Source organism: Brevundimonas sp. (genome assembly GCF_046299535.1).
GTDB lineage: Bacteria > Pseudomonadota > Alphaproteobacteria > Caulobacterales > Caulobacteraceae > Brevundimonas.
Map to the genome: position 1 here is coordinate 51,848 of NZ_JBKBIB010000013.1, position 19,216 is coordinate 71,063.

The 19,216-nt window shown below is 68.6% G+C and carries 21 protein-coding genes; 9 read left to right on the forward strand and 12 right to left on the reverse strand.

Going from position 1 to position 19,216, the window contains the following annotated elements; genetic code table 11:
- Window positions 1–44 precede the first annotated feature (44 nt).
- Both ACK4FB_RS11800 and purB read right to left on the reverse strand, forming a co-directional pair.
- Window positions 45–626 carry a fasciclin domain-containing protein gene (locus ACK4FB_RS11800; RefSeq protein WP_409752339.1) on the reverse strand — a complete coding sequence of 194 codons (582 nt, stop codon included), beginning with the start codon at window positions 624–626 and terminating at the stop codon, window positions 45–47.
- 107 nt (window positions 627–733) lie between these two features.
- Entirely contained in the window at window positions 734–2,035 is a 1,302-nt protein-coding gene (gene purB, locus ACK4FB_RS11805; RefSeq protein ID WP_409752342.1) for an adenylosuccinate lyase, read from the reverse strand.
- 92 nt (window positions 2,036–2,127) lie between these two features.
- On the opposite strand from purB, the gene ACK4FB_RS11810 reads away from it, so the two are divergent.
- On the forward strand, window positions 2,128–2,784 hold the full coding sequence (locus ACK4FB_RS11810; protein WP_409752345.1) for a glutathione S-transferase family protein: 657 nt from the start codon (window positions 2,128–2,130) through the stop codon (window positions 2,782–2,784).
- Here ACK4FB_RS11810 and ACK4FB_RS11815 read toward each other — a convergent pair whose 3' ends face one another.
- The gene (locus ACK4FB_RS11815; protein WP_409752348.1) at window positions 2,785–3,339 is read right to left on the reverse strand and encodes a GNAT family N-acetyltransferase; all 555 of its coding nucleotides are present in this window, start codon (window positions 3,337–3,339) and stop codon (window positions 2,785–2,787) included.
- A complete protein-coding gene (radC, locus tag ACK4FB_RS11820; protein ID WP_409752351.1) occupies window positions 3,339–4,064 on the reverse strand; it encodes a RadC family protein in 726 nt (241 codons plus the stop codon). Before radC ends, ACK4FB_RS11815 begins: the two co-directional genes overlap by 1 nt.
- Before the next feature lie 112 nt (window positions 4,065–4,176).
- Here radC and ACK4FB_RS11825 point away from each other — a divergent pair, with 112 nt between their 5' ends.
- Window positions 4,177–5,460 (forward strand): hypothetical protein, encoded by a 1,284-nt coding sequence (locus ACK4FB_RS11825; RefSeq protein ID WP_409752354.1) that lies wholly within the window; start codon window positions 4,177–4,179, stop codon window positions 5,458–5,460.
- Here the strand turns inward: ACK4FB_RS11825 and map are convergent.
- Both map and sfsA read right to left on the reverse strand, forming a co-directional pair.
- Window positions 5,457–6,275 carry a type I methionyl aminopeptidase gene (gene map / locus ACK4FB_RS11830; RefSeq protein ID WP_409752454.1) on the reverse strand — a complete coding sequence of 273 codons (819 nt, stop codon included), beginning with the start codon at window positions 6,273–6,275 and terminating at the stop codon, window positions 5,457–5,459. The two genes, ACK4FB_RS11825 and map, sit on opposite strands and share 4 nt — an antisense overlap.
- A gap of 8 nt (window positions 6,276–6,283) precedes the next feature.
- Complete coding sequence (sfsA, locus tag ACK4FB_RS11835) at window positions 6,284–6,994, reverse strand: DNA/RNA nuclease SfsA (RefSeq protein ID WP_409752357.1); 711 nt, start codon at window positions 6,992–6,994, stop codon at window positions 6,284–6,286.
- A 229-nt stretch (window positions 6,995–7,223) separates the two neighbouring features.
- Between sfsA and ACK4FB_RS11840 the strand changes: the two genes are divergently transcribed.
- From ACK4FB_RS11840 to ACK4FB_RS11870, 7 genes are all read left to right on the forward strand, one after another.
- A complete protein-coding gene (locus ACK4FB_RS11840) occupies window positions 7,224–7,976 on the forward strand; it encodes a competence/damage-inducible protein A (RefSeq protein WP_409752360.1) in 753 nt (250 codons plus the stop codon).
- A 27-nt stretch (window positions 7,977–8,003) separates the two neighbouring features.
- Entirely contained in the window at window positions 8,004–9,278 is a 1,275-nt protein-coding gene (locus ACK4FB_RS11845) for a DUF418 domain-containing protein (RefSeq protein WP_409752363.1), read from the forward strand.
- A 113-nt stretch (window positions 9,279–9,391) separates the two neighbouring features.
- Window positions 9,392–9,784: an AtpZ/AtpI family protein gene (locus tag ACK4FB_RS11850; RefSeq protein WP_409752365.1), complete on the forward strand. Its 393-nt coding sequence runs from the start codon at window positions 9,392–9,394 to the stop codon at window positions 9,782–9,784.
- A 3-nt stretch (window positions 9,785–9,787) separates the two neighbouring features.
- Complete coding sequence (locus tag ACK4FB_RS11855; protein WP_409752367.1) at window positions 9,788–10,582, forward strand: F0F1 ATP synthase subunit A; 795 nt, start codon at window positions 9,788–9,790, stop codon at window positions 10,580–10,582.
- A gap of 57 nt (window positions 10,583–10,639) precedes the next feature.
- Window positions 10,640–10,864, forward strand: a complete 225-nt coding sequence (locus ACK4FB_RS11860; protein WP_292170694.1) for a F0F1 ATP synthase subunit C — start codon at window positions 10,640–10,642, stop codon at window positions 10,862–10,864.
- 90 nt (window positions 10,865–10,954) lie between these two features.
- Window positions 10,955–11,515 (forward strand): hypothetical protein, encoded by a 561-nt coding sequence (locus ACK4FB_RS11865; protein WP_409752369.1) that lies wholly within the window; start codon window positions 10,955–10,957, stop codon window positions 11,513–11,515.
- The gene (locus ACK4FB_RS11870; protein WP_409752372.1) at window positions 11,515–12,030 is read left to right on the forward strand and encodes a F0F1 ATP synthase subunit B; all 516 of its coding nucleotides are present in this window, start codon (window positions 11,515–11,517) and stop codon (window positions 12,028–12,030) included. Before ACK4FB_RS11865 ends, ACK4FB_RS11870 begins: the two co-directional genes overlap by 1 nt.
- A gap of 77 nt (window positions 12,031–12,107) precedes the next feature.
- Here the strand turns inward: ACK4FB_RS11870 and ACK4FB_RS11875 are convergent, their stop codons facing one another.
- The 6 genes from ACK4FB_RS11875 to ACK4FB_RS11900 all read right to left on the reverse strand — a co-directional run bounded on the left by ACK4FB_RS11875 (window position 12,108) and on the right by ACK4FB_RS11900 (window position 19,196).
- A complete protein-coding gene (locus tag ACK4FB_RS11875) occupies window positions 12,108–12,599 on the reverse strand; it encodes a DUF6789 family protein (RefSeq protein WP_409752375.1) in 492 nt (163 codons plus the stop codon).
- A 120-nt stretch (window positions 12,600–12,719) separates the two neighbouring features.
- Window positions 12,720–13,148, reverse strand: a complete 429-nt coding sequence (locus ACK4FB_RS11880) for a hypothetical protein (RefSeq protein WP_409752378.1) — start codon at window positions 13,146–13,148, stop codon at window positions 12,720–12,722.
- Between the two features lie 655 nt (window positions 13,149–13,803).
- Complete coding sequence (locus ACK4FB_RS11885) at window positions 13,804–17,244, reverse strand: AAA family ATPase (RefSeq protein WP_409752381.1); 3,441 nt, start codon at window positions 17,242–17,244, stop codon at window positions 13,804–13,806.
- Window positions 17,245–17,250: 6 nt separating this feature from the next.
- On the reverse strand, window positions 17,251–17,913 hold the full coding sequence (locus tag ACK4FB_RS11890; RefSeq protein WP_409752384.1) for a DsbA family protein: 663 nt from the start codon (window positions 17,911–17,913) through the stop codon (window positions 17,251–17,253).
- 2 nt (window positions 17,914–17,915) lie between these two features.
- On the reverse strand, window positions 17,916–18,539 hold the full coding sequence (locus ACK4FB_RS11895; RefSeq protein ID WP_409752387.1) for a thioredoxin domain-containing protein: 624 nt from the start codon (window positions 18,537–18,539) through the stop codon (window positions 17,916–17,918).
- A 96-nt stretch (window positions 18,540–18,635) separates the two neighbouring features.
- Entirely contained in the window at window positions 18,636–19,196 is a 561-nt protein-coding gene (locus ACK4FB_RS11900) for a DUF721 domain-containing protein (RefSeq protein ID WP_409752390.1), read from the reverse strand.
- Window positions 19,197–19,216: the final 20 nt, after the last annotated feature.

Sequence of the window (19,216 nt, forward strand, 5' to 3'; positions counted from 1 at the left end):
GCTGGGTGGGTAACGCAGCGCAGACAATTTGGTTCTGCCGAAAATCAGTTCGGCATCACCACGGTGTCGATGGCGTGGATCACGCCGTTCGACGCGGCGACATCGGCCATGGCGATGGTCGAGGTGTTTCCGTTCTCGTCCGTGATGACCCACTGGCCGTTGCTTTCGCGCAGGGTCAGCGTTCCGCCCTGGACAGTGGTCAGCTCGGCGGCGCCGTTATTGGCCTGAGCCTGGCTGGCGATGTCGGCGGCCGTCAGTCGGCCCGGCACCACGTGATAGGTCAGAATGCCTTGCAGCGCCTCGCGTTGGTCGGGCTGCATCAGGGCCTGACGGTCGGCGGCGGGGATCTTTTCAAACGCCGCGTTGGTGGGGGCGAAGACCGTGAAGGGCCCGGCGCCGTTCAGGGTGCCGGCCAGGTCGGCGGCCGTGACGGCCTCGACCAGGGTGCTGAACTCGGGATTGCCCTGGGCGACCTCGACCACGGTTCCGCCTGCGGCAGGCGTGGCGGGCTGTTCAGCGACAGCGCCTTCGGTCATGGCGGTTTCCGTGGCGTCTTCGCCGCTGTTGCAGGCGGACAGGGCCAGCAGGGCGGCGGCGGACACGCCGGCGATCATGAAGGTACGCATAAGATTTCTCTCCCAGCATCACCGCGTCGAATGGCGGCTCATGGGGAGTTACCGATCGGAGCCCCTAAAGGATGCGCTCGCGATCAAATAAATGTGTGCGGGCGTGATCAGCTGGCGCCGAACACCCTCTCAAACACCGTATCCACGTGCTTCGTATGGTAGCCCAGATCGAACAGGGCCTCCAGATCGCCGTCCGGCAGCGTGACCCGCGCGTCAGCCTTGAGGAAGTCGATGAATCGGCCCTCGCCGCGCCAGACCTTCATGGCGTTCTCCTGCACCGCCGCATAGGCGTCCTCACGGCTGATCCCCGCCTGGGTCAGGGCCAGCATGACCCGCTGCGAGAACACCAGACCGCCGAGGCGATCCAGATTTTTCTGCATGTTCTCGGGGTAAACATTCAGCCGCTCGATCACGCCGGCCATGCGGTGCAGGGCGAAGTCCAGATGCACGGTGGCGTCCGGGCCGATGCCGCGCTCCACCGAGGAGTGGCTGATGTCCCGCTCGTGCCACAGCGCAACATTTTCCATTGCGGGGGTTACGGCGGAGCGCACCAGACGGGCCAGGCCGGTCAGGTTCTCGGTCAGGATCGGGTTGCGCTTGTGGGGCATGGCCGACGAGCCCTTCTGGCCCTTGTCGAAGAACTCCTCGGCCTCCAGCACTTCGGTGCGCTGCAGGTGGCGGATCTCGACAGCCAGACGCTCGATGGACGAGGCGACCACGCCCAGGGCCGCGAAATAGGCGGCGTGACGGTCGCGCGGAATGACCTGGGTCGAGACCGGCTCGACCGCCAGACCCATCTGCTCGGCCACATAGACCTCAACCGCCGGGTCCACATTGGCGAAGGTGCCCACGGCGCCGGAGATGGCGCAGGTGGCGATCTCCTCGCGGGCCGTCACCAGGCGACGCCGCGCTCGCTGGAACTCGGCGTGATAGCCGGCCAGCTTCAGGCCGAAGGTCACCGGCTCGGCGTGGATCCCGTGCGACCGGCCCACGGTGACGGTGTACTTGTGTTCTTTCGCCCGCGTCTCCAGCGCCGCCAGCACCCGGTCGACGCCCGCCAGCAGCAGGTCGGTGGACCGGGCCAGCTGGACCGCGAAACAGGTGTCCAGCACGTCCGAGGACGTCATGCCCTGGTGCAGGAAGCGGGCTTCCTCGCCCACGGTCTCGGACACATGGGTCAGGAAGGCGATGACGTCGTGCTTGGTGGTGCGCTCGATCTCGTCGATGCGGTCGGCGTCCCAGACCACGTCCTTGCCCTTGGCCCACAGGGCGTCGGCGGCTTCCTTCGGGATCACGCCCAGCTCGGCCATCTTCGTGGCGGCATGGGCCTCGATCTCGAACCAGATCGAATATTTGGTCTCCTGGGACCAGATGGCGACGGCTTCGGGGCGGGAATAGCGGATGATCATGGGCGCCGTTTCGGTCGCCGGAGGCGGGGAGTCAAGGTTGCGGCGAATCCGGGCCGGGTCCATTCAGGCGTGGACAGCAAGGGAGCCCAGTCATGAAGCTGATCCTCGGAGACAAGGCCTATTCCACCTGGTCGCTGCGCCCGTGGCTGGTGCTGAAGCGGTGCGGGGCTGATTTCGACGAGGTCATGGTGGGCCTGAACCGGCCCGACACGGTAGAGGCCATCGCCCGTTACGCCCCGGCGGGCAAGGTGCCGGCGCTGCAGGTGGACGGCGTCACCATCTGGGATTCCCTGGCCATCGCTATGTGGGCCGAGGAGCGGTTCCCCGACGTCGCCCTTTGGCCTGCGGACGCAAAGGCCCGCTGGGTGGCGCGCGCCACGGTGTGCGAGATGCATTCGGCCTTCGGGACCCTGCGCGGCGAACTAGGCATGGCGCCGGACCATCCCATGTGCGTGGTGCAGGACGAGGCGCATGTCCCGTCCGAGGCCCTGTCGGCCGACATCCGCCGCATGGTCGCCATGTGGAAGGACGCAAAGAGCCGCTTCGGCCAGAACGGGTCGTTCCTGTTCGGGGACTGGTCCGTGGCCGACGCCTTCTTCACCCCGGTGGCCGCGCGCTTCCGTCACTTCCGCATCGACCTGAACGCCCACGGCGATGACGGCACGGCGGCGGCCTACAGGGACGCATTGCTGAGCCAGCCGGACTTTCTGGAATGGGAAGAAGCGGGCCGGGCGGAACTGGCCGCCTGATCAAGCGCCCTCGCGAAGCCGCTCCAGCAGGACCACCTCGGACCCCTTGTACCGGGTCGCCGCATAGGGGGCGTAGCCGAAGCGGTCGGCGAGGCGCAGGGACGGCTGGTTGTCGGGCGCGATCATGCAGACGGTGCGCGGCGGGTCCAGCACCGTCTCCACCCAGTCCAGCGCCGCGCCCACCGCCTCGGACGCCAGACCCTGCCGCCGGGTCCAGGGCGCCATGACCCACCCGCCCTCGGGCGCGTCGCCGAAGGACGGGCTCATCTCGCGCCGGAAGTCGGCGAAGCCGGCCACGCCCGCATACGTGCCGGTGGCCTTCATGCGCACGGTCCAAAGGCCATAGCCCAGGGTGACCCAGTGGCCGACGTCGCGCAGCAGGCGGTTCCAGCAGTCCTCCTCGCTGAATGGGCGGCCGCCGATATGGCGATAGACGTCCGGTTCGCGCCACAGGGCCGCCACGTCGGGCAAGTCGGACAGGGACACCGGCGTCATGACCAGCCGCGCCGTCTCTACGGTGGTCGAGCGCACCGGCGGTCCCATGGGTTCGATCATCACATCAGTCCCAGTTGCCGGAAGCTGGACACGCCTTCGCGCCCCACGATCAGATGGTCGTGCACCTCGACGCTGAGCGCGCGTGCGGCCTCGACGATCTGTTTGGTCATCTGGATGTCGGCGCGGCTGGGGGTGGGGTCGCCGGACGGGTGATTGTGCACCAGAATCACGGCGCTTGCCGACACCTCCAGCGCGCGGCGCACCACCTCGCGCGGATAGACCGGGGCGTGGTCCACCGTGCCCCGGTTGAGCACTTCGTCCATGATGAGCTGGTTCTTCTTGTCCAGATACAGCACCCGGAACTGCTCGCGTGGTTCGTGCTGAAGGGCCACGCGCACATAGGCGACCAGCGCTGTCCACGACGAGATGACGGGGCGTCTTGCCGCCGGCTCGCGGGCCACCCGGCGGCTGACCTCGTGCAGGGCGGCCAGATCAAGGGCGGTTTGCGCCCCCACGCCCTTCATGCGCCCTTTGGAGTCCTCGGCCCGGACGGTCATCAGATCCTCCACCGAGGCGGCCAGCACGCCGGACAGGGAGCCGAAGCGCGCCAGCAGGGCCTTGGCGATGGGCTTCACGTCGCCTTGGGGCTGGCTGCGGAACAGGAACAGCTCCAGCAGTTCATAGTCGGGCAGGTGGGTCAGGCCGCCGCCCCGCGCCCGCTCACGCAGGCGTTCGCGATGCCCCGCATGGTGCGGTTTCGCCACTTTCGGCGCCGCGTCGGTCAAGAGCCCCTCCCGATCCCGCCTTGAGACCGTCACAGTGCCGGGGACCTATGCGCGCCACAACCGAAATCGGCGGGCTGATTAAGCCCGGACTCCAAAGCTGAAGAGCATCCGCATGAAGACGACCGCCGCCTCCCTCGCCGCTCTCATGATCGCGCTGGCCAGTCCCGCCCTGGCGCAAGCGCCGCTGGACGCCCGGGCGGTGTTCGATCAGGCCGGGGCCATCTGTCAGGCCGACGACGGCGCCCTGTGGGGCGTCAGCCTGTGCGGGCCCATCCTGATCGTCGATCCCGCGACCCGTCAGGTCGTGGCCAGTCAGGCAGGCCACAGCGACGCCCTCAGCGAAAGCGACGGCGTCTTCACCGGCGTGCTGCCGGCCGAGATCATGGTCGCCAATACGGCGGTGGACTGGGACGGTGTGCGCTGGACCATGCTGATGGCGCCCCTGCCGGACGAAGCCGAAACGCGGGCGAGTCTCATCGCTCACGAAAGCTGGCACCGAATTCAGGACCAGTTGGGCCTGCCCATGGCCTCCCCCACGCCGGATCATCTGTCCACCGCCGAGGGGCGCATCGCCATGCGCCTGGAATGGCGCGCCCTGGCCGCGGCCCTGTCCGCCCCGGACGCCGCAGGCCTGCGCACAGCCACGCACGACGCCCTGATCTTCCGCGCCGCCCGCCACGCCCAGGCAGGGGAGGCGGGCGCCGAACAGGAGCGGGCGCTGGAGCTGAACGAGGGCCTTGCGGAATACACCGGCGTCAGGCTGTCCGGCGCGCTCGATCCGCACCGGGACGTGGCCGCCACCCTGCGCGCGGCCGAGGCGGCCGACGCCTTCTCCCGCATGTTCGCCTACGCCTCGGGGCCGGCCTACGGCCTGCTGCTGGACGACGCGGCGCCGGGATGGCGTGACGGCCTGACGGCGGAGTCCGATCTGGGCGCGATGCTGGGCGCGGCCGTGGGCTTCACGGCGCCGGAGGACCCGGTGGCGATCTTCGCCCGCACCGCGGCGCTGTATGACGGTCAGGCCTTGGCGAACGAGGAACTGGCGGCGCAGGAGGCGCGGTCGGGCCTGACCACGCGCTGGAGCGACCGACTGGTGGACGGCCCGGTGCTTCGTCTGCCGCTTGAGAACATCCGCGTCAGCTTCGATCCCAACACCCTGCAGCCGCTGCCGCCGCACGGGGTGGTCTATCCCACCGCGACCATCACCGACGTCTGGGGCGTGCTGACCGTCACCGACGGCGCCCTGATCGCAGGCGACTGGAGCGCGGTCACGGTGACGGCGCCTGCGGATGGGGACACCCTGACCGGCGACGGCTGGTCTCTGGACCTGGCCGAGGGCTGGCGCATCGCGCCGGGCGCGCGGGACGGGGATTTCGTGCTGACGCCGGCGTCCTAGCCGAACACCGGCCGGAACAGGCCCTTCGGACTGGCGGTGAAGATCTCCAGCCCGTCCTCGGTTACGCCCACGCTGTGCTCGCACTGGGACGACAGGGACTTGTCGCGGGTCACGGCGGTCCAGCCGTCGGACAGCACCTTCACCGCCGGCTTGCCCAGGTTCACCATCGGCTCGACGGTGAAGAACATGCCCGGCTTCAGCACGGCGCCTTCGCCCCGGCGGCCGAAGTGCAGGACGTTGGGATTGTCGTGAAACACCCGCCCGATGCCGTGGCCGCAGAAGTCGCGCACCACCGACATGCGCTGGGCCTCGACGTATTTCTGGATGGCGAAGCCGATGTCGCCAAAGGTGTTGCCCGGCTTCACCTGCTTCAGGCCGATGTCCAGCGCCTCATAGGTCACGTCGATCAGCTTCTTCGCCCGGGTGTTGATCTCGCCCACGGCGTACATGCGGCTGGAATCGCCGTGCCAGCCGTCGACGATGACGGTGTGGTCGATGTTGACGATGTCGCCGTCCTTCAGCGCCTTGTCGCCGGGAATGCCGTGGCAGACCACGTGATTGATCGAGGTGCAGGTGGTCTTGGTATAGCCCTTGTAGCCCAGGCACGCGGGCAGGCCGCCGTTGTCCAGGGTGAACTGGCGGACCAGGTCGTCCAGCTCGCCGGTGGTGACCCCCGGCTTCACATGCTCGCCGATCATGTCCAGCGCCTCGGCCACGAGGCGGCCGGCCTTGCGCATGCCCTCGAAATCCTCGGGCTGGTAGAGGCGGATGGTGTGCGAGCGGGTGTAGAGCTCGGCGTCCTGGGTCTCGTACATCAATCGGTTCAACCTGTTGCGCCCGGCCGGCCCAGCGGGCGGTTCAGGCGGATCATTTCGGGTGTCAGATGGCAATCATAGCACAGAACCTCAACCCCGCTCGCCTCGGCGCGACGCAGGGCCGCGCCGTAAGCCGGGTCCAGATCGTCGGCGGTGACGAAGCGGTCGCAGTCGCCGCGCTGGGCGATGAACAGCATGACGGCCCGTCCGCCCGCCTCGACCACCCGCTCCAGCGCGCCCAGATGCTTGGCGCCCCGCGCCGTGACGCAGTCGGGAAACTCGGCCAGGCCCGGTGAGCGCGACAGGGTGACGTTCTTGACCTCCACATAGGCCGGGGCGCGACCGGGGTGTTCCAGCAGCAGGTCGATGCGGCTGTCCGAATCGTAGCGGACCTCGCGGCGGATCACGTCGTAACCGGTCAGCTCGGGAATCGCGCCGTCGCAGATGGCGGCCTCGGCCAGCCGGTTGGGCCGCATGGTGTTGACGCCCACCAGCCCGGTTGGAAGCTGCACCATCTCCAGCGTCAGGGGCAGCTTGCGCTTCGGGTCCGCCGAGCGCGAAAGCCACACCGGCAGGCCGGGCATATTCAGGCCCAGCATGGACCCGGAATTGGGCACATGGACGGTGGTCTCGCTCCCGTCCCCCAGCGTCACATCGGCCAGGAAGCGCTTGTAGCGGCGGATCAGGGTTCCGCGTTCCAGCGGGGCGGGGAAGATCATGGGGCGGGCCTATAGCAACTTTTCTCCCTCCCCGCAGGCGGGGAGGGCGGTCGGCGCGAAGCGACGACCGGGTGGGGAGGGCTCGGCGGGATGAGTATCTTTCAGAGCGCTATCGCTCGCGTCGCGGACGCTTGCTGCTTGAGCGCCGCCTCGCCGAGCCGCCCCCACCCGCTTCGCCTTCGGCTCAGCCCCCTCCCCGGGACGGGGAGGGAGAGGTATGAGACCTCCCATGACCACCCAGAACCCCACCGCCGCCGTGCTCGTCATCGGCGATGAAATCCTGTCCGGCCGGACGAAGGACACCAACACCAACACCATCGCCCGCTTCCTGACGACCATGGGCATCGATCTGATGGAGGCGCGGGTGGTGGGGGACCGGCCTGAACAGATCGTCGAGGCGCTGAACGCCCTGCGCGCCGGCCACGACTATGTCTTCACCACCGGCGGCATCGGCCCGACCCACGATGACATCACCGCCGACTGCGTGGCGGCGGCTTTCGGGGTCGAACTGCCGGAACACCCGAAGGCCGTGGCGATTCTCGAGCGGCGCTACGGAGACGACTTCAACGCCGCCCGGCGGCGCATGGCGCGCATTCCAGTCGGAGCCAGCCTGATCGCCAATCCCGTCACCGACGCGCCGGGCTTCCAGCTGGACAATGTCTTCGTCATGGCCGGGGTGCCGGCGATCATGCAGGGCATGCTGCAGGACGTGGCGCCCCGCCTGAAGACCGGCGCGGTGGTTCATTCCGGGACGCTGAAGGTTACCGGGGTGGGCGAGGGGACCGTGGCCGGGATCCTGGCCGACGCGGCGCGGGCGAATCGGGCGCTGTCCTTTGGCAGCTATCCGTTTGGCGCCGGGACCCAAGGCGAGATCGGGACCAATCTGGTTGTTCGCGGACAGGACGAATCGGCCGTCGCCGCGGCGGTTCAGGACTTGCAGCGGTCCCTGATTGAAGCGGGCGTGAGCGTCACGCCGCTGTAGGAGCGGCCGGTTGTCCGGCCCTGCCGGATGAACGGACGAGCGATCAATCCCACCGCAGAGACCGAGCGGTTCCAGGTTCTGGACCTGCTGCGCGGCTTCGCCCTGTGCGGGATCCTGCTGGCCAATATCGTGGCCATGGGCCAGCCGTGGTCGCGGGCCTATCCCGCCTTTCCGGCCCAGCTGACCAACCCCGACTGGGCCGCATGGACGCTGCAGGCCCTGTTCGTCGAGGGCTCCATGCGGGCCCTGTTCACCCTGCTGTTCGGGGCGGGGGTGGTGCTGCTGACCGCCTGGGGCGCGCGGGCCGATCGGCCGGGCACAGCCGACGTCCACTTCCGCCGCGCCATGCTGCTGATGGCGCTGGGAATCGGCAATGCGGTGGTGCTGCTGTGGCCGGGCGACATTCTCTACATTTACGGCGTGGCGGCGGTGTTCCTGTTCGTGTTCCGGAAGCTGGACGGCCGTGTGCTGATCGCCGTTTCCGCCATGCTGATCGGCGTCTTCTCGCTGGCGGATGCGTTCACCGACTGGCGCGCCGCCGTGGCCCTGAGCGCCGATCCGGCCGCCCACGCCGCCGCCATCGCCGCCTTGACGCCATCGGCCGAAGCCCTGAACGCCGAGGCGGCGGTGCGCGCCTCTGGAAGCTACCCGGCGATCGCCCTGTGGAGCGCCGGGGCCTTCACCGACTGGGCCCTGGCAAATGGGGCGGTGCTGTCGGTGGGCCGCACGGTGGCCTTCATGATGCTGGGCATGGGCCTGTTCAAACTGGGCGTCATGACCGGGGCGCGGTCCATGGGATTCTATCTGCGGCTGGCGGTGCTGGGCGTGGCCGGCGGCCTGGCGATCAATGTCTGGGAGACTGCGACCCTGTGGCGGTCGGGATTCGATCCGGCCGTCTGGACCCCCGCCCTGACCGGCGAGATCGGGCGCCTGATTCTGGCGCTGGGCTATCTCGGCGCGATCATCGCGGCGTGGAAGGCCAATGTGCTGGGCCTGATCGGTACGGGGCTGGAGCGCATGGGCCGCATGGCCATGACCAACTATCTGGCCCAGTCCTTTATCTGCGCGGTTCTGTTCTACGGATTCGGCCTGTATGACCGGCTGGGCTGGTGGCCCCTGTGGGGGCTGACGGCGGCCATCTGGATCGGCCAGGCCCTGTTCAGCGCCGCCTGGCTCAGCCTTTTCCGCATGGGCCCCGCCGAGTGGGCGTTCCGCGCCGTAGCCTACTGGACCATTCCCCCGCTGCTGCGCCCCCGTCAGGGCCGAGCAAGGCCCGCCGCCGAGCCCGCGCCCAGCCGGTGAGTCTGGTCGATATAAATTGCCAATAAAATCATCGGCTTGACATTCTGTCGCGCCGCCTTGACCGAACGCCGCGCCCTCTATAGGTTCCGCGCCGAATTCAGACCCGCACCGGCATGTTCGCCGAGCCGCTGAGCAAAGCCATGTCTCCTGATCCGAAATCGCGTGAAGAGGCGATCAAACGCCTCAACGTCCGCGCCTCGGACCTCGAGGCCGCCACGGCGCAAAAGACCGCTGAAGCCATCTCGGCCACGGCGGTCACGAGCCAGGCGTACAAGATCGTCGCCGAGCTCATCGGCGGGGTTCTTCTGGGTGTTGCGATCGGGTTCGTGGTGGACCGGTTCGCCGGCACGACGCCCTGGGGGCTGATCAGCGGGACCCTTCTGGGGTTCGGTCTGTCGATTTACATGGCGCGCCGCACGGCCAACCGGCTGATGGCGCAGGCGAAGGCGAGCGGAATCGAACCACAGTCGATTCCCTTCGACGATGACGAAGACGAGGAGCGATAGGCCTTGGCCGATCCGATCGAACAGTTTCAGGTCAAGCCCATCGAGGGACTGGACTTCGGCACGGTGGTGCTGCCGCTGATCGGTGAAAGCCGTCTGGCGTTCACCAATTCGCACCTGGCCATGACGGTGTCCTTCCTTCTGGTGGTGGGCCTGCTGGCTCTGGGGACCTCCAACGCCAGGGTGGTGCCGGGTCGTCTGCAGGGCGCGGTCGAGCAGCTGTTCGGCCTGATCAACGGCGTCACCGACTCCATGATCGGCCATGAAGGCCGCAAGTATTTCCCCTTCGTCTTCACCCTGTTCATGTTCATCCTGGCCATGAACCTGCTGGGCATGTTCCTGACCTTCACCGCCACCTCGCAGCTGGCTGTGACCGGAACCCTGGCGGCGATCACCATCCTGCTGGTCATCGGCATCGGTTTCGCCAAGCACGGCCTGGGCTTCTTCAAGCTGTTCTGGCCCATGAGCGCCCCGCTGGCCATTCGCCCGGCGGTGGGCCTGATCGAGTTCATTTCGTTCCTGCTGCGCCCCATCACCCTGTCGCTGCGTCTGTTCGGCATCATGCTGGGCGGCCACATCGCCCTGAAGATCTTCGCCATCTTCGTGGTGGGTCTGGGCAGCCTGGCGTTCAGCGGCGAGGCCCTCGGGCTGCTGGGCCTGCCGGTGGCGGCGCTGTCGCTGGGGATGGTCGTGGGCATCACGGCCCTGGAGTTTCTGGTGGCGTTCCTGCAGGCCTTCGTGTTCGCCGTCCTGACCAGCATCTATCTCAACGACGTCGTCAATCTGGGCCACGGCCACTAGGCCCGGACCAGCCCCTCAACCCCTGATTTCCAACCCTGACTGAATAGGAATACTCACATGGAAGCCGAATCCTTCAAGTACTTCGGTATCGGCCTGGCCACGCTGGGCATGCTCGGCGCCGGCATCGGCGTGGGCAACATCTTCGGCAACTTCCTCGCCGGAGCCCTGCGCAACCCCTCGGCCGCCGCTTCGCAAGTCGGCAACCTGTTCGTGGGCGCCGCGCTGGTCGAGGCCCTGGGCATCCTGGCCTTCGTGCTGGGCATCCTGGCCTGGCTGGGCTGATCCAGCCTCACGACAACGACTCCAGGGCGACGAGGCGGGATGATCTCCCGCTTCGTCGTCGCTCCATTTTCTAGGACAGGCTGACGGTTCATGGCCGCTCCCATCACTCCTGAAGCGCCCGAGCCAGGCGCATACCCCGCCACCGAGGCCGAAGGGCACGGCGGCGGCGGGCTGCCCCAGTTCGAAAGCCAGTACTGGGCCGGGCAGGTCGCCTATCTGCTCATCCTGTTCCTCATCCTGTACCTGCTGATGAGCAAGGTGTTCGCGCCGCGCCTGCGACGGGTGATGGACGAGCGTACCGAAACGGTCGCCGGCGCCATCGCCAGCGCCCGCAGCGTTCAGGACGAAGCCGCCGCCCAGGCCCTGGCCGCCAAGGCCGAGCTTGAGCAGGCCCGCGCCGCCTCCCGCGCCACGGCCGCCGCCGCCAAGGCCCGCGTGACCGAGGAGGCCAACGCGCGCCAGGCTGTCGAGGAAGCCCAGGTCAACGCCCGCATCGCCGAGGCCGAGGCGACCATCGCCCGGTCCCGCAACGCCGCCATGGCCAATGTCTCCACCGTGGCTTCCGACGCCGCCCAGGCCATGATCGAGCGCCTGACCGGCGCCAAGGCTTCGGCCGCCGAAATCAAGGCCGCTCTGAAGGGAGCCGCCTGATGCCCTATTTCCTGACCCCCTATTTCTACAGCTGGGACAGCGCCGAACTCTGGGTCGGCATCGGCCTGGTGCTGTTCTTTGTGATCCTTGCCGTGGCGGGCGTGCCCAAGCTGGTCGCCGGCGCTCTCGACGCCAAGGCGGCAAAGATTCAGGCTGACCTGGACGAGGCCGCGCGTCTGCGCGCCGAGGCCGAGGCCCTGCTGGCCCAGATCCGTCAGGAGAAGGCCGAGGCCGAGGCCCAGGCCGCCGAGATGCTGGCCGCCGCCGAGGCTGACGCCCGCCGCATGGAGGCCGACGCCCGCGTACGTCTCGAGGAATCGCTGGCCCGCCGCGAGGCCATGGCCGAGCGCAAGATCGCCCAGGCCGAGGCCCAGGCCACCGCCGAGGTTAAGGCCGCCGCTGTCGAACTGGCCGCCGCCGCCGCCGAGCGCATCCTCGCCGACCGTCTGGCCGCGTCGTCCACCGACCCCCTGGCGGACCAGGCGATCAGCCAGATCAATTCCCGCCTGAACTGATCCGGCGGAGGTTTGCGAATCAAGAAAGGCCCCGCCGTCGCCGGCGGGGCCTTTTTCGTCTGGACGATCGCGCGGCGTCAGTGCGCGGGCTGGGCGCCGGCCATTTCGCGGGCGTGGCGCTTCTCGCGCTGCACCAGCGTGCCGTAGATCGAGCCCATGGCGATCCCGAACACGATGTGGGTGAAGATCAGCCAGATCAGGGTCGAGAAGCCCGCCGCCATGGCGAACATGCCGATCCCGGCCAGGGGGGCCACGGTCAGCGACATCAGAATGAAGGCGGCGACGGCGAACAGGATTCCCTTGGTCGCCGGGGTGTCGGTCGGCATCCGCGGGCACAGAATCCCGAAGGCCGGCCCCAGGATCAGGGTTCCTGATACGAAGTGGATGCCCCACCCGACCAGATAGCTGCCCTGCATGCCCACCATGGCCGCGAGGATCAGCGGAAAGATCCGCACCTCCGCGAGCGCCCCGGTGGACTGGGTGAGATAAAGTTTTGCGACTTCCAGGATCGCCACCACGATGGTGGCTGCGAACCCGGCGATCATGCCTTTCTGTATGCGTGACATCATGATGGGGGCTCCTCCCAAAGCCATTTTTGTTCCCCACGACACACACAGCATACGCCGAAGTGCGACCTTGCGCCGCACCTTGAGGTAACATTTTCGTGCGCTGTGACGTGCGGCGGCGCGTCAGGCCGTGACGGAACGCCGGAACGAGGCCCGGAAGGCGCGCCGGGTGCGGGACAGAACCCGCCGGCCGCGCTTGAGCAACAGACGCTCCATCCGCAGCGCCTGCTGCCAGAGCACGGGCGCGAACTCCGGCCTGCGGCGCATCAGCCGCCGGAAAGGGTAGAAAACCTTCGGCCGCGCATGCTGGGCTCGGATGAACTGGCGCTTGGCCCAGTAGGAATTGCGGAGAATCACCACCATTCCGACCACGGAGACGGGCAGGCCGAACGGACCGGGCAGGGGGGCGATCAGGATACCCAGCAGAACCAGAAAGCCGCCGACCACCAGCAAGGCCAGCCGGGCCAGCCGCCGCACCAGACCCTTCAGCACCCCACGACCGACGGGGCGCGCCGAAGCGGCTGGTGTCCCGATGGCCAGAACTTGGGTCATGGAAGGGCGTGGCTCCAGAGATACAGGGATGCTCGAGGAACGCACGAGCGGTTGTTTGGCTGCATTGGTCAGATGGGGAGGCCACCCGCGCGTTCAAGCTGCCACACCTTGCTTTACAAAGGTTTCATGCGGCTCATTTAGGGCGCGGCGGTTACGGTTTGGAAAGCTGACGATCAGAGGCCGCGACCTGTGGCGCGGAAGAGACGTTCAGATCAGGTCCGTATCGGGGCTTCAGCCTTGGCGACAATAGAGCGAGACGGAGTATGAAATTCCTATTTTTACTCTTCAAGAGCAGGCCGATTATCTCTATTGTTACTTCATTTTATTTATTTATATCAGTATTTAGTGTTTTAATGATAAACAACATTTACGATATAATGATAAGACGTTGTAATGCATTTACATACGATTCATATCCAGAAATACTAATAATATTTCATTTGTTGCCGATTTCATTTATTGCTTTTCTTATTGGTATCCTGTCATCCATTTTTGATACAAAATATGTTAAGATCAGGATGTTATTTTTCTGTATTATGGGAATAATTTCCATATATTATACGTATATAATATTCAGTAACTTAATCGCTCCGTGCGTATAGATCGTTCGACCTTGTGAGGTTTTGAGTAAACGCCGTTTTGGTGGGGTAAACGCTCAGGCCGCGACGATCTCTTCGGCCTGTTTCAGGTCGACGCTGACCAGCTGGCTGACGCCGCGCTCTGGCATGGTGACGCCGTAAAGCCGGTCCATCCGGCTCATGGTCACCGGGTTGTGGGTGATGACGATGAAGCGGGTGTGGGTGCGGCCCCGCATCTCGTCCAGCATGCGGCAGAAGCGGTCCACATTGGCGTCGTCCAGCGGGGCGTCCACCTCGTCCAGCACGCAGACGGGCGCCGGGTTGGCCAGGAACACCGCGAAGATCAGGGCGGCGGCGGTCAGGGCCTGCTCGCCGCCGGACATCAGGCTCATGACTGACAGCCGCTTGCCGGGCGGGCAGGCGTAGATCTCCAGCCCGGCCTCCAGCGGATCATCGGACTCCACCAGCTTCAGCTCGGCCTGACCGCCCCCGAACAGGGCCTCGAACAGGCTCTTGAAGTTGTCGTTGATGATCTCGAACGCCGCCAGCAGCCGCTCACGGCCCTCGGCGTTCAGCTCGTCGATGCCGCCGCGCAGCTTGGCGATGGCCTGGGTCAGGTCCTCGCGCTCCTCGCGCATGGCGGTCAGGCGCTCGCCGTACTCGGCGGCCTCGTCTTCGGCGCGCAGATTGACTGCGCCCAGGGCCTCCCGCTCGCGCTCCAGCCCGAACAGCAGGGATTCTGCCCCCGCAGCGTCCGGCGGCCGGGCGATGGCGTCGTCGGTCAGGCGCTTGCCCAGATCCTCCGGCGACATCTGGGCGGTCTCGCGCAGGATGCGGTCGGCGTCGTCCAGTCGCAGGGCGGCGGCCTCGGCGTGGGCGGACAGGCCCGCGCGGCGTTCCCGGGCGGCGGAAGCGGCGCTCTCGGCGGCGCGGGCGGCGCGATCGGCCTCCTGGGCCGCGCCCTCGGCCGTGCTCATGGCGTCTGCGGCGGCGGCGCGGCGGGTTTCGGCGGACGCAAGCGTGTCCAGCAGCCCCGCCCGCTGGGTCTCCAGCGCCTCCGGCTTGGCCCTGGCCAGCGCGAGCGCGGCGGCGGCCCGTTCAGCCTCGGTCTGCAGCGTCTTCACGCGCTCGGCGCTCGCCTTCGCCCGGGTGGTCCAGTTGTCGCGCTCGCGGGTGGCGGCGGCCAGACGCTGCTCGCGGGCGGCGCGTTCGCGGGCCTCGGCGTCCCGGTCGGCGCGGGCCTGGGCCGAGGCGGTGCGCGCGGCCTCGGCGGCGGCGCGGGCGGCGGTCAGGTCGGCCCGCAGGGCGTCCAGGGTCTCCGACGGCGTGTCGGCGGTCAAGGCCTCGGCCTGGGCGGCTTCGGCCTCGGCCATTTCAGCCTCCAGCCGCACGAGAGTGTCGTCCAGCGCCTGGGCCCGGGCCTCCCGGCGGGCCTGCTCCCGGTTCAGGGCCTCATGCCGGTCCCGGGCGGCGGCCACGGTCTTCTCGGCGTCGAAGGGACCCCGCCGGGCGGTCTTCAGCGTCTCCTCGGCGGCGCGGAAGGCGTCGGCGGCGGTCTTCTGGGCGGTCTGGGCGGCGTCGAGGGCGGGCTTGTCCCGGTCGATCTCGCCTTCCAGCTCGGACAGGCGGGTGCGCTGCTCCAGCCGGATGGCGGCGGGGCGGGGCGCCTCGGCCCGCGTCACAAAGCCGTCCCAGCGGAACAGGTCGCCCTGAACCGTGACCAGACGGGCGCCCACGGGCAGCGCCTTGGCCAGGTCCGGCGCGGCCTCACGCGCGGCGACCCCGCACCACGCCAGCCGCGCGGCCAGTTGTTCCGGCGCCGTGACCTTGCCCGCCAGCGGCTCCACCCCCTCGGGCCATGCGGGCGGGGGCGCATCCGAACCGGCCCAGTGGGCGGCGGCGCGGGCGTCCAGGGCCGCGTCCAGGTCATCCCCGAGGGCTGCGGCCAGGGCGGCTTCATAGCCGCGCTCGGCCCGCACCTGATCCAGCGCCGGGGGAAAGTCGCGCTTGGCGGCGGTCAGCAGCTGGGCCAGCCCCCGCGCCTCGGTCTGCAGGCGGCCCAGCCGATCCTCCAGCTTGCGGGCTTCCTGCCGGGCCTCGGCCTCGGCGCGGGCGGCGTCGCCCCGCGCGGTCTCGGCGCTCTCCACCGCCTCTCTCGCGGCGCGCAGGTCTTCCAGCGCGGCGTCCAGAGCGGCGCGGGCCTCGGTGATCTCGGGCGTCTCCAGCGGGCCCAGCGCCTCCCGCTCGCGGCGGGCGTTTTCCAGCGTGTGGCGGGCGCGGGCGACACGGGCCTCGGCGTCGCGCTTGCGGGCCGTCTCGGCGTTGGCGCGGGCCTCCACGGCGGCCAGCGCCCCGGCCTGACGCTCCACCTCGCCGTCAGCGGCGGCGCGGGCCTCTTCCGCCGTCTTCAGCGCCGCCTCCAGCTCCGGGCCCCGCTGGGGCGCGGCGGCGATCTCGGCTTGCACGGCCTCCAGCTCGGCGGCCAAGCGGGCTAGTTCCCGTTCTGCGTCAGCGGCGGCGTCCTCTTCCCGATCTGCGTCGGCGGCGATGCGCGCCTGATCGGCGGTGATGCGGGCGATCTCCTCCCGCGCGGCCTGCTCCGCCATGTCCAGCCGGTCCCGCTCCAGCGTCGCCCGATGCAGCAGGGCGGCGGCCACCGCGTCCTCCTCCCGGGCGGGCTTCAGGGCCTCCTGGGCGGCGAGCGCGGCCGTCTGGGCGCGCGCGGCGTCCCGGGCAGCCTCGGCCACCGCCTGATCCGCCTCGGCCAGCCCGGCCTTCGCGGCCTCTGCGGCTACGCGGGCGTCGTTCCAGCGCACATAGAGCAGGGCCGCCTGCAGCGCGCGGATCTCGGCGGAGATCTTCTTGTACTTCTCGGCCTGCCGCGCCTCGCGCTTCAGGCGGGCGAGGGTGGTCTCCAGCTCGCGGCTGATGTCGTCCAGCCGGTCCAGATTGGTCTCGGCGGCCCGCAGGCGCAGCTCGGCCTCATGCCGGCGCGTGTGCAGGCCCGCCACCCCGCCCGCTTCCTCAAGGATGCGGCGGCGGTTCTGGGGCTTGGCGGCGATCAGTTCGCTGATCTGGCCCTGACGCACCAGCGCGGGCGAGTTGGCTCCGGTGGAGGCGTCGGCGAACAGCAGTTGCACGTCGCGGGCGCGCACCTCCTTGCCGTTCACCTTGTAGGTGGAGCCCTGACCCCGGTCGATGCGGCGCGACACCTCCAGCAGGGGCACCTCGGTGAACGGCTGGGGCGCCCGGCGCCGGGCGTTGTCGATGGTCAGCAGCACCTCGGCGTGGTTGCGGCTGGGCCGCCCCGACGCCCCGGCGAAGATAACGTCATCCATGCCCTGGCCGCGCATGGCCTTGGCCGAGTTGGCCCCCATGACCCAGCGCAGGCTCTCCAGCACATTGGACTTGCCGCACCCGTTGGGACCGACGATGCCCGTCAGGCCCGGCTCGATATGAAATTCCACCGGGTCCACAAAGGACTTGAAGCCCGCGATGCGAAGGCGGAGGAATTCCACGGCCGATCAGCCGCCCTGTGCGATCAGGGGCGTGATGGCGGCCTCAAGGCTGTCCAGGTCGCCGTCCACCGGCTCGCCGTTGACGAAGAAGGTGGGGGTGCCGGTCACGCCCGCGTCTCTGGCGCCCTGGATCGAGGCGTCGAGTCGCGCGGTCAGGGCGTCATCGGCCATGCAGGCTTCCAGCCGCTCCGGCGTGACGGCGCCCGCCGCCGCGCCGCCCACCAGCCACCCGGTCACGTCGCCGCTTTCGCGCGCCTCCGCCTGACCGCCCATCAGGGCGTCCACGGCCTCGTAGAAGCGATCCGGGGTGGCGCACCGGGCGATCGTGGCCGCCTGTCGCGCCAGGTCTTGCGGCGCCGTGGGCAGATCCCGGTGCACGAACCGCACCTGGCCTGTGTCGATGAAGCGTTCCTTGAGGGCCGGGAAGACCTGCTCATGCCAGCTCGCGCAGTGGCCGCAGGTGAACGAGGCGTATTCGATCACCGTCACCGGCGCGTCCGCATCGCCCAGAATGCGGTCGTCAGCCGTGACCTCCGGAACCGGCGCTGTGGCCATGACCGGAGCATGGTCGTGGCCATGGTGCGCGTCGCCCGCCGTCTGGGCCGCCGCGCCCGAAGACACGGCGACCGTCAGGGCCATGGCGACCAGCCAGGGAACGAGTCGGTTCACGATCAGCCCTCGGCTTCCAGCAGCGGGTCGATGGCGGCGGCGAGGCCTTCCAGCGAGGAATCACTGACATGGCGGCCGTTGACGGTGAAATAGGGGGTGCCGGTCACGCCCGCGCGCTGGGCCGCCTGGACCCGCTCATTCAGGGCCAGAAGGGCGTCTTCATCATTGACGCAACGTATGAACTCTTCTTCGTTCATACCGACACTCGCTGCGATCCGAAGAAGGCTCTGGCGCGGGGGCGTGCCCTGTTGCCACTCACGCTGAGAGCGCATGATCTGATCCACCACCTCGAAATAGCGATCCTCGCCGGCGCAGCGCGCAAGCAGGAACCCGGCGGCGGCTACATCTTGCGGTGGAGTCGGCAGTTCGCGGAAGACGAAGCGCACGCGATTGTTGTTGACGTAACGCTCCTCGAACTCGGGCTTCACCTGCTCGTTCCAGGCGGCGCAGACGCCGCAGGTGACCGAGGCGTACTCCACCACCGTGACGGCGGCGTCCTCGCCCGCGCCCTTGGCCATGTCGCCCTCGGCGGGCGCCGACGCGCCGCCGCCGCAGGCGGCCAGGGCCAGGGTCGCGCCGACAGCGGCGATCATCGCGGCGCGGAGGTTCAGGAAGGTCGGGCGCATGGGCGGTTCCTCAAATCGATGAATGCGGCAGGGTCGCGCGATTCCCTAAGGTCGCGCGCGGGTCTCACAGTCGAGAACAAGGACGGCGAAGGTTTGTCAACGATGATCGCCGCGCGTGCCCCGCATCACCGCCCGCCCAAGCTTGAGCAGGGCGGCCTTCACCGCCTCCGGCGCGACGTCCACGGACCGGGCCAGTTCCGCCTCTGCGGCGGCGTCCAGGGGCGGCGGGCGGCGGTTCGTTCGCGTGGGGCTGGCGGGGTCGACCAACCCGCGCACCGGCCCTTGTGAGATGCGCAGCTTCTCCACCGATCCTGCGCCCAGGAACAGGTTCACCCGTTCGATGATCTCGGCGGACTGGTGCTGGACCAGCAGGGCGGCGGCGCCCGCGACCCGCAGTTCCAGCGCCCCCCCCGCGTTGCCGCGCCCCTTGGTCAGCTTCACCGGCTCGGTGACGCGCGCCAGCCGGTCGCCGACGATCTCGCGCCAGCGGGGCTGCAGCGCCTCGGCCCCGCGCCCGTATTTCTTGTCCAGCTCACGGATGAAGGGCGCCAGCGACCGGCCGATCGGCGGAGCCGGACGGGGCGCGGGCCGCGTGCGCTTGCGCGACAGAATCTCGCGGACCTCGGCGTCTGTGGGCAGTTGGCGGCGGACCGTCATCTGATGTTTCCAATTTAAGA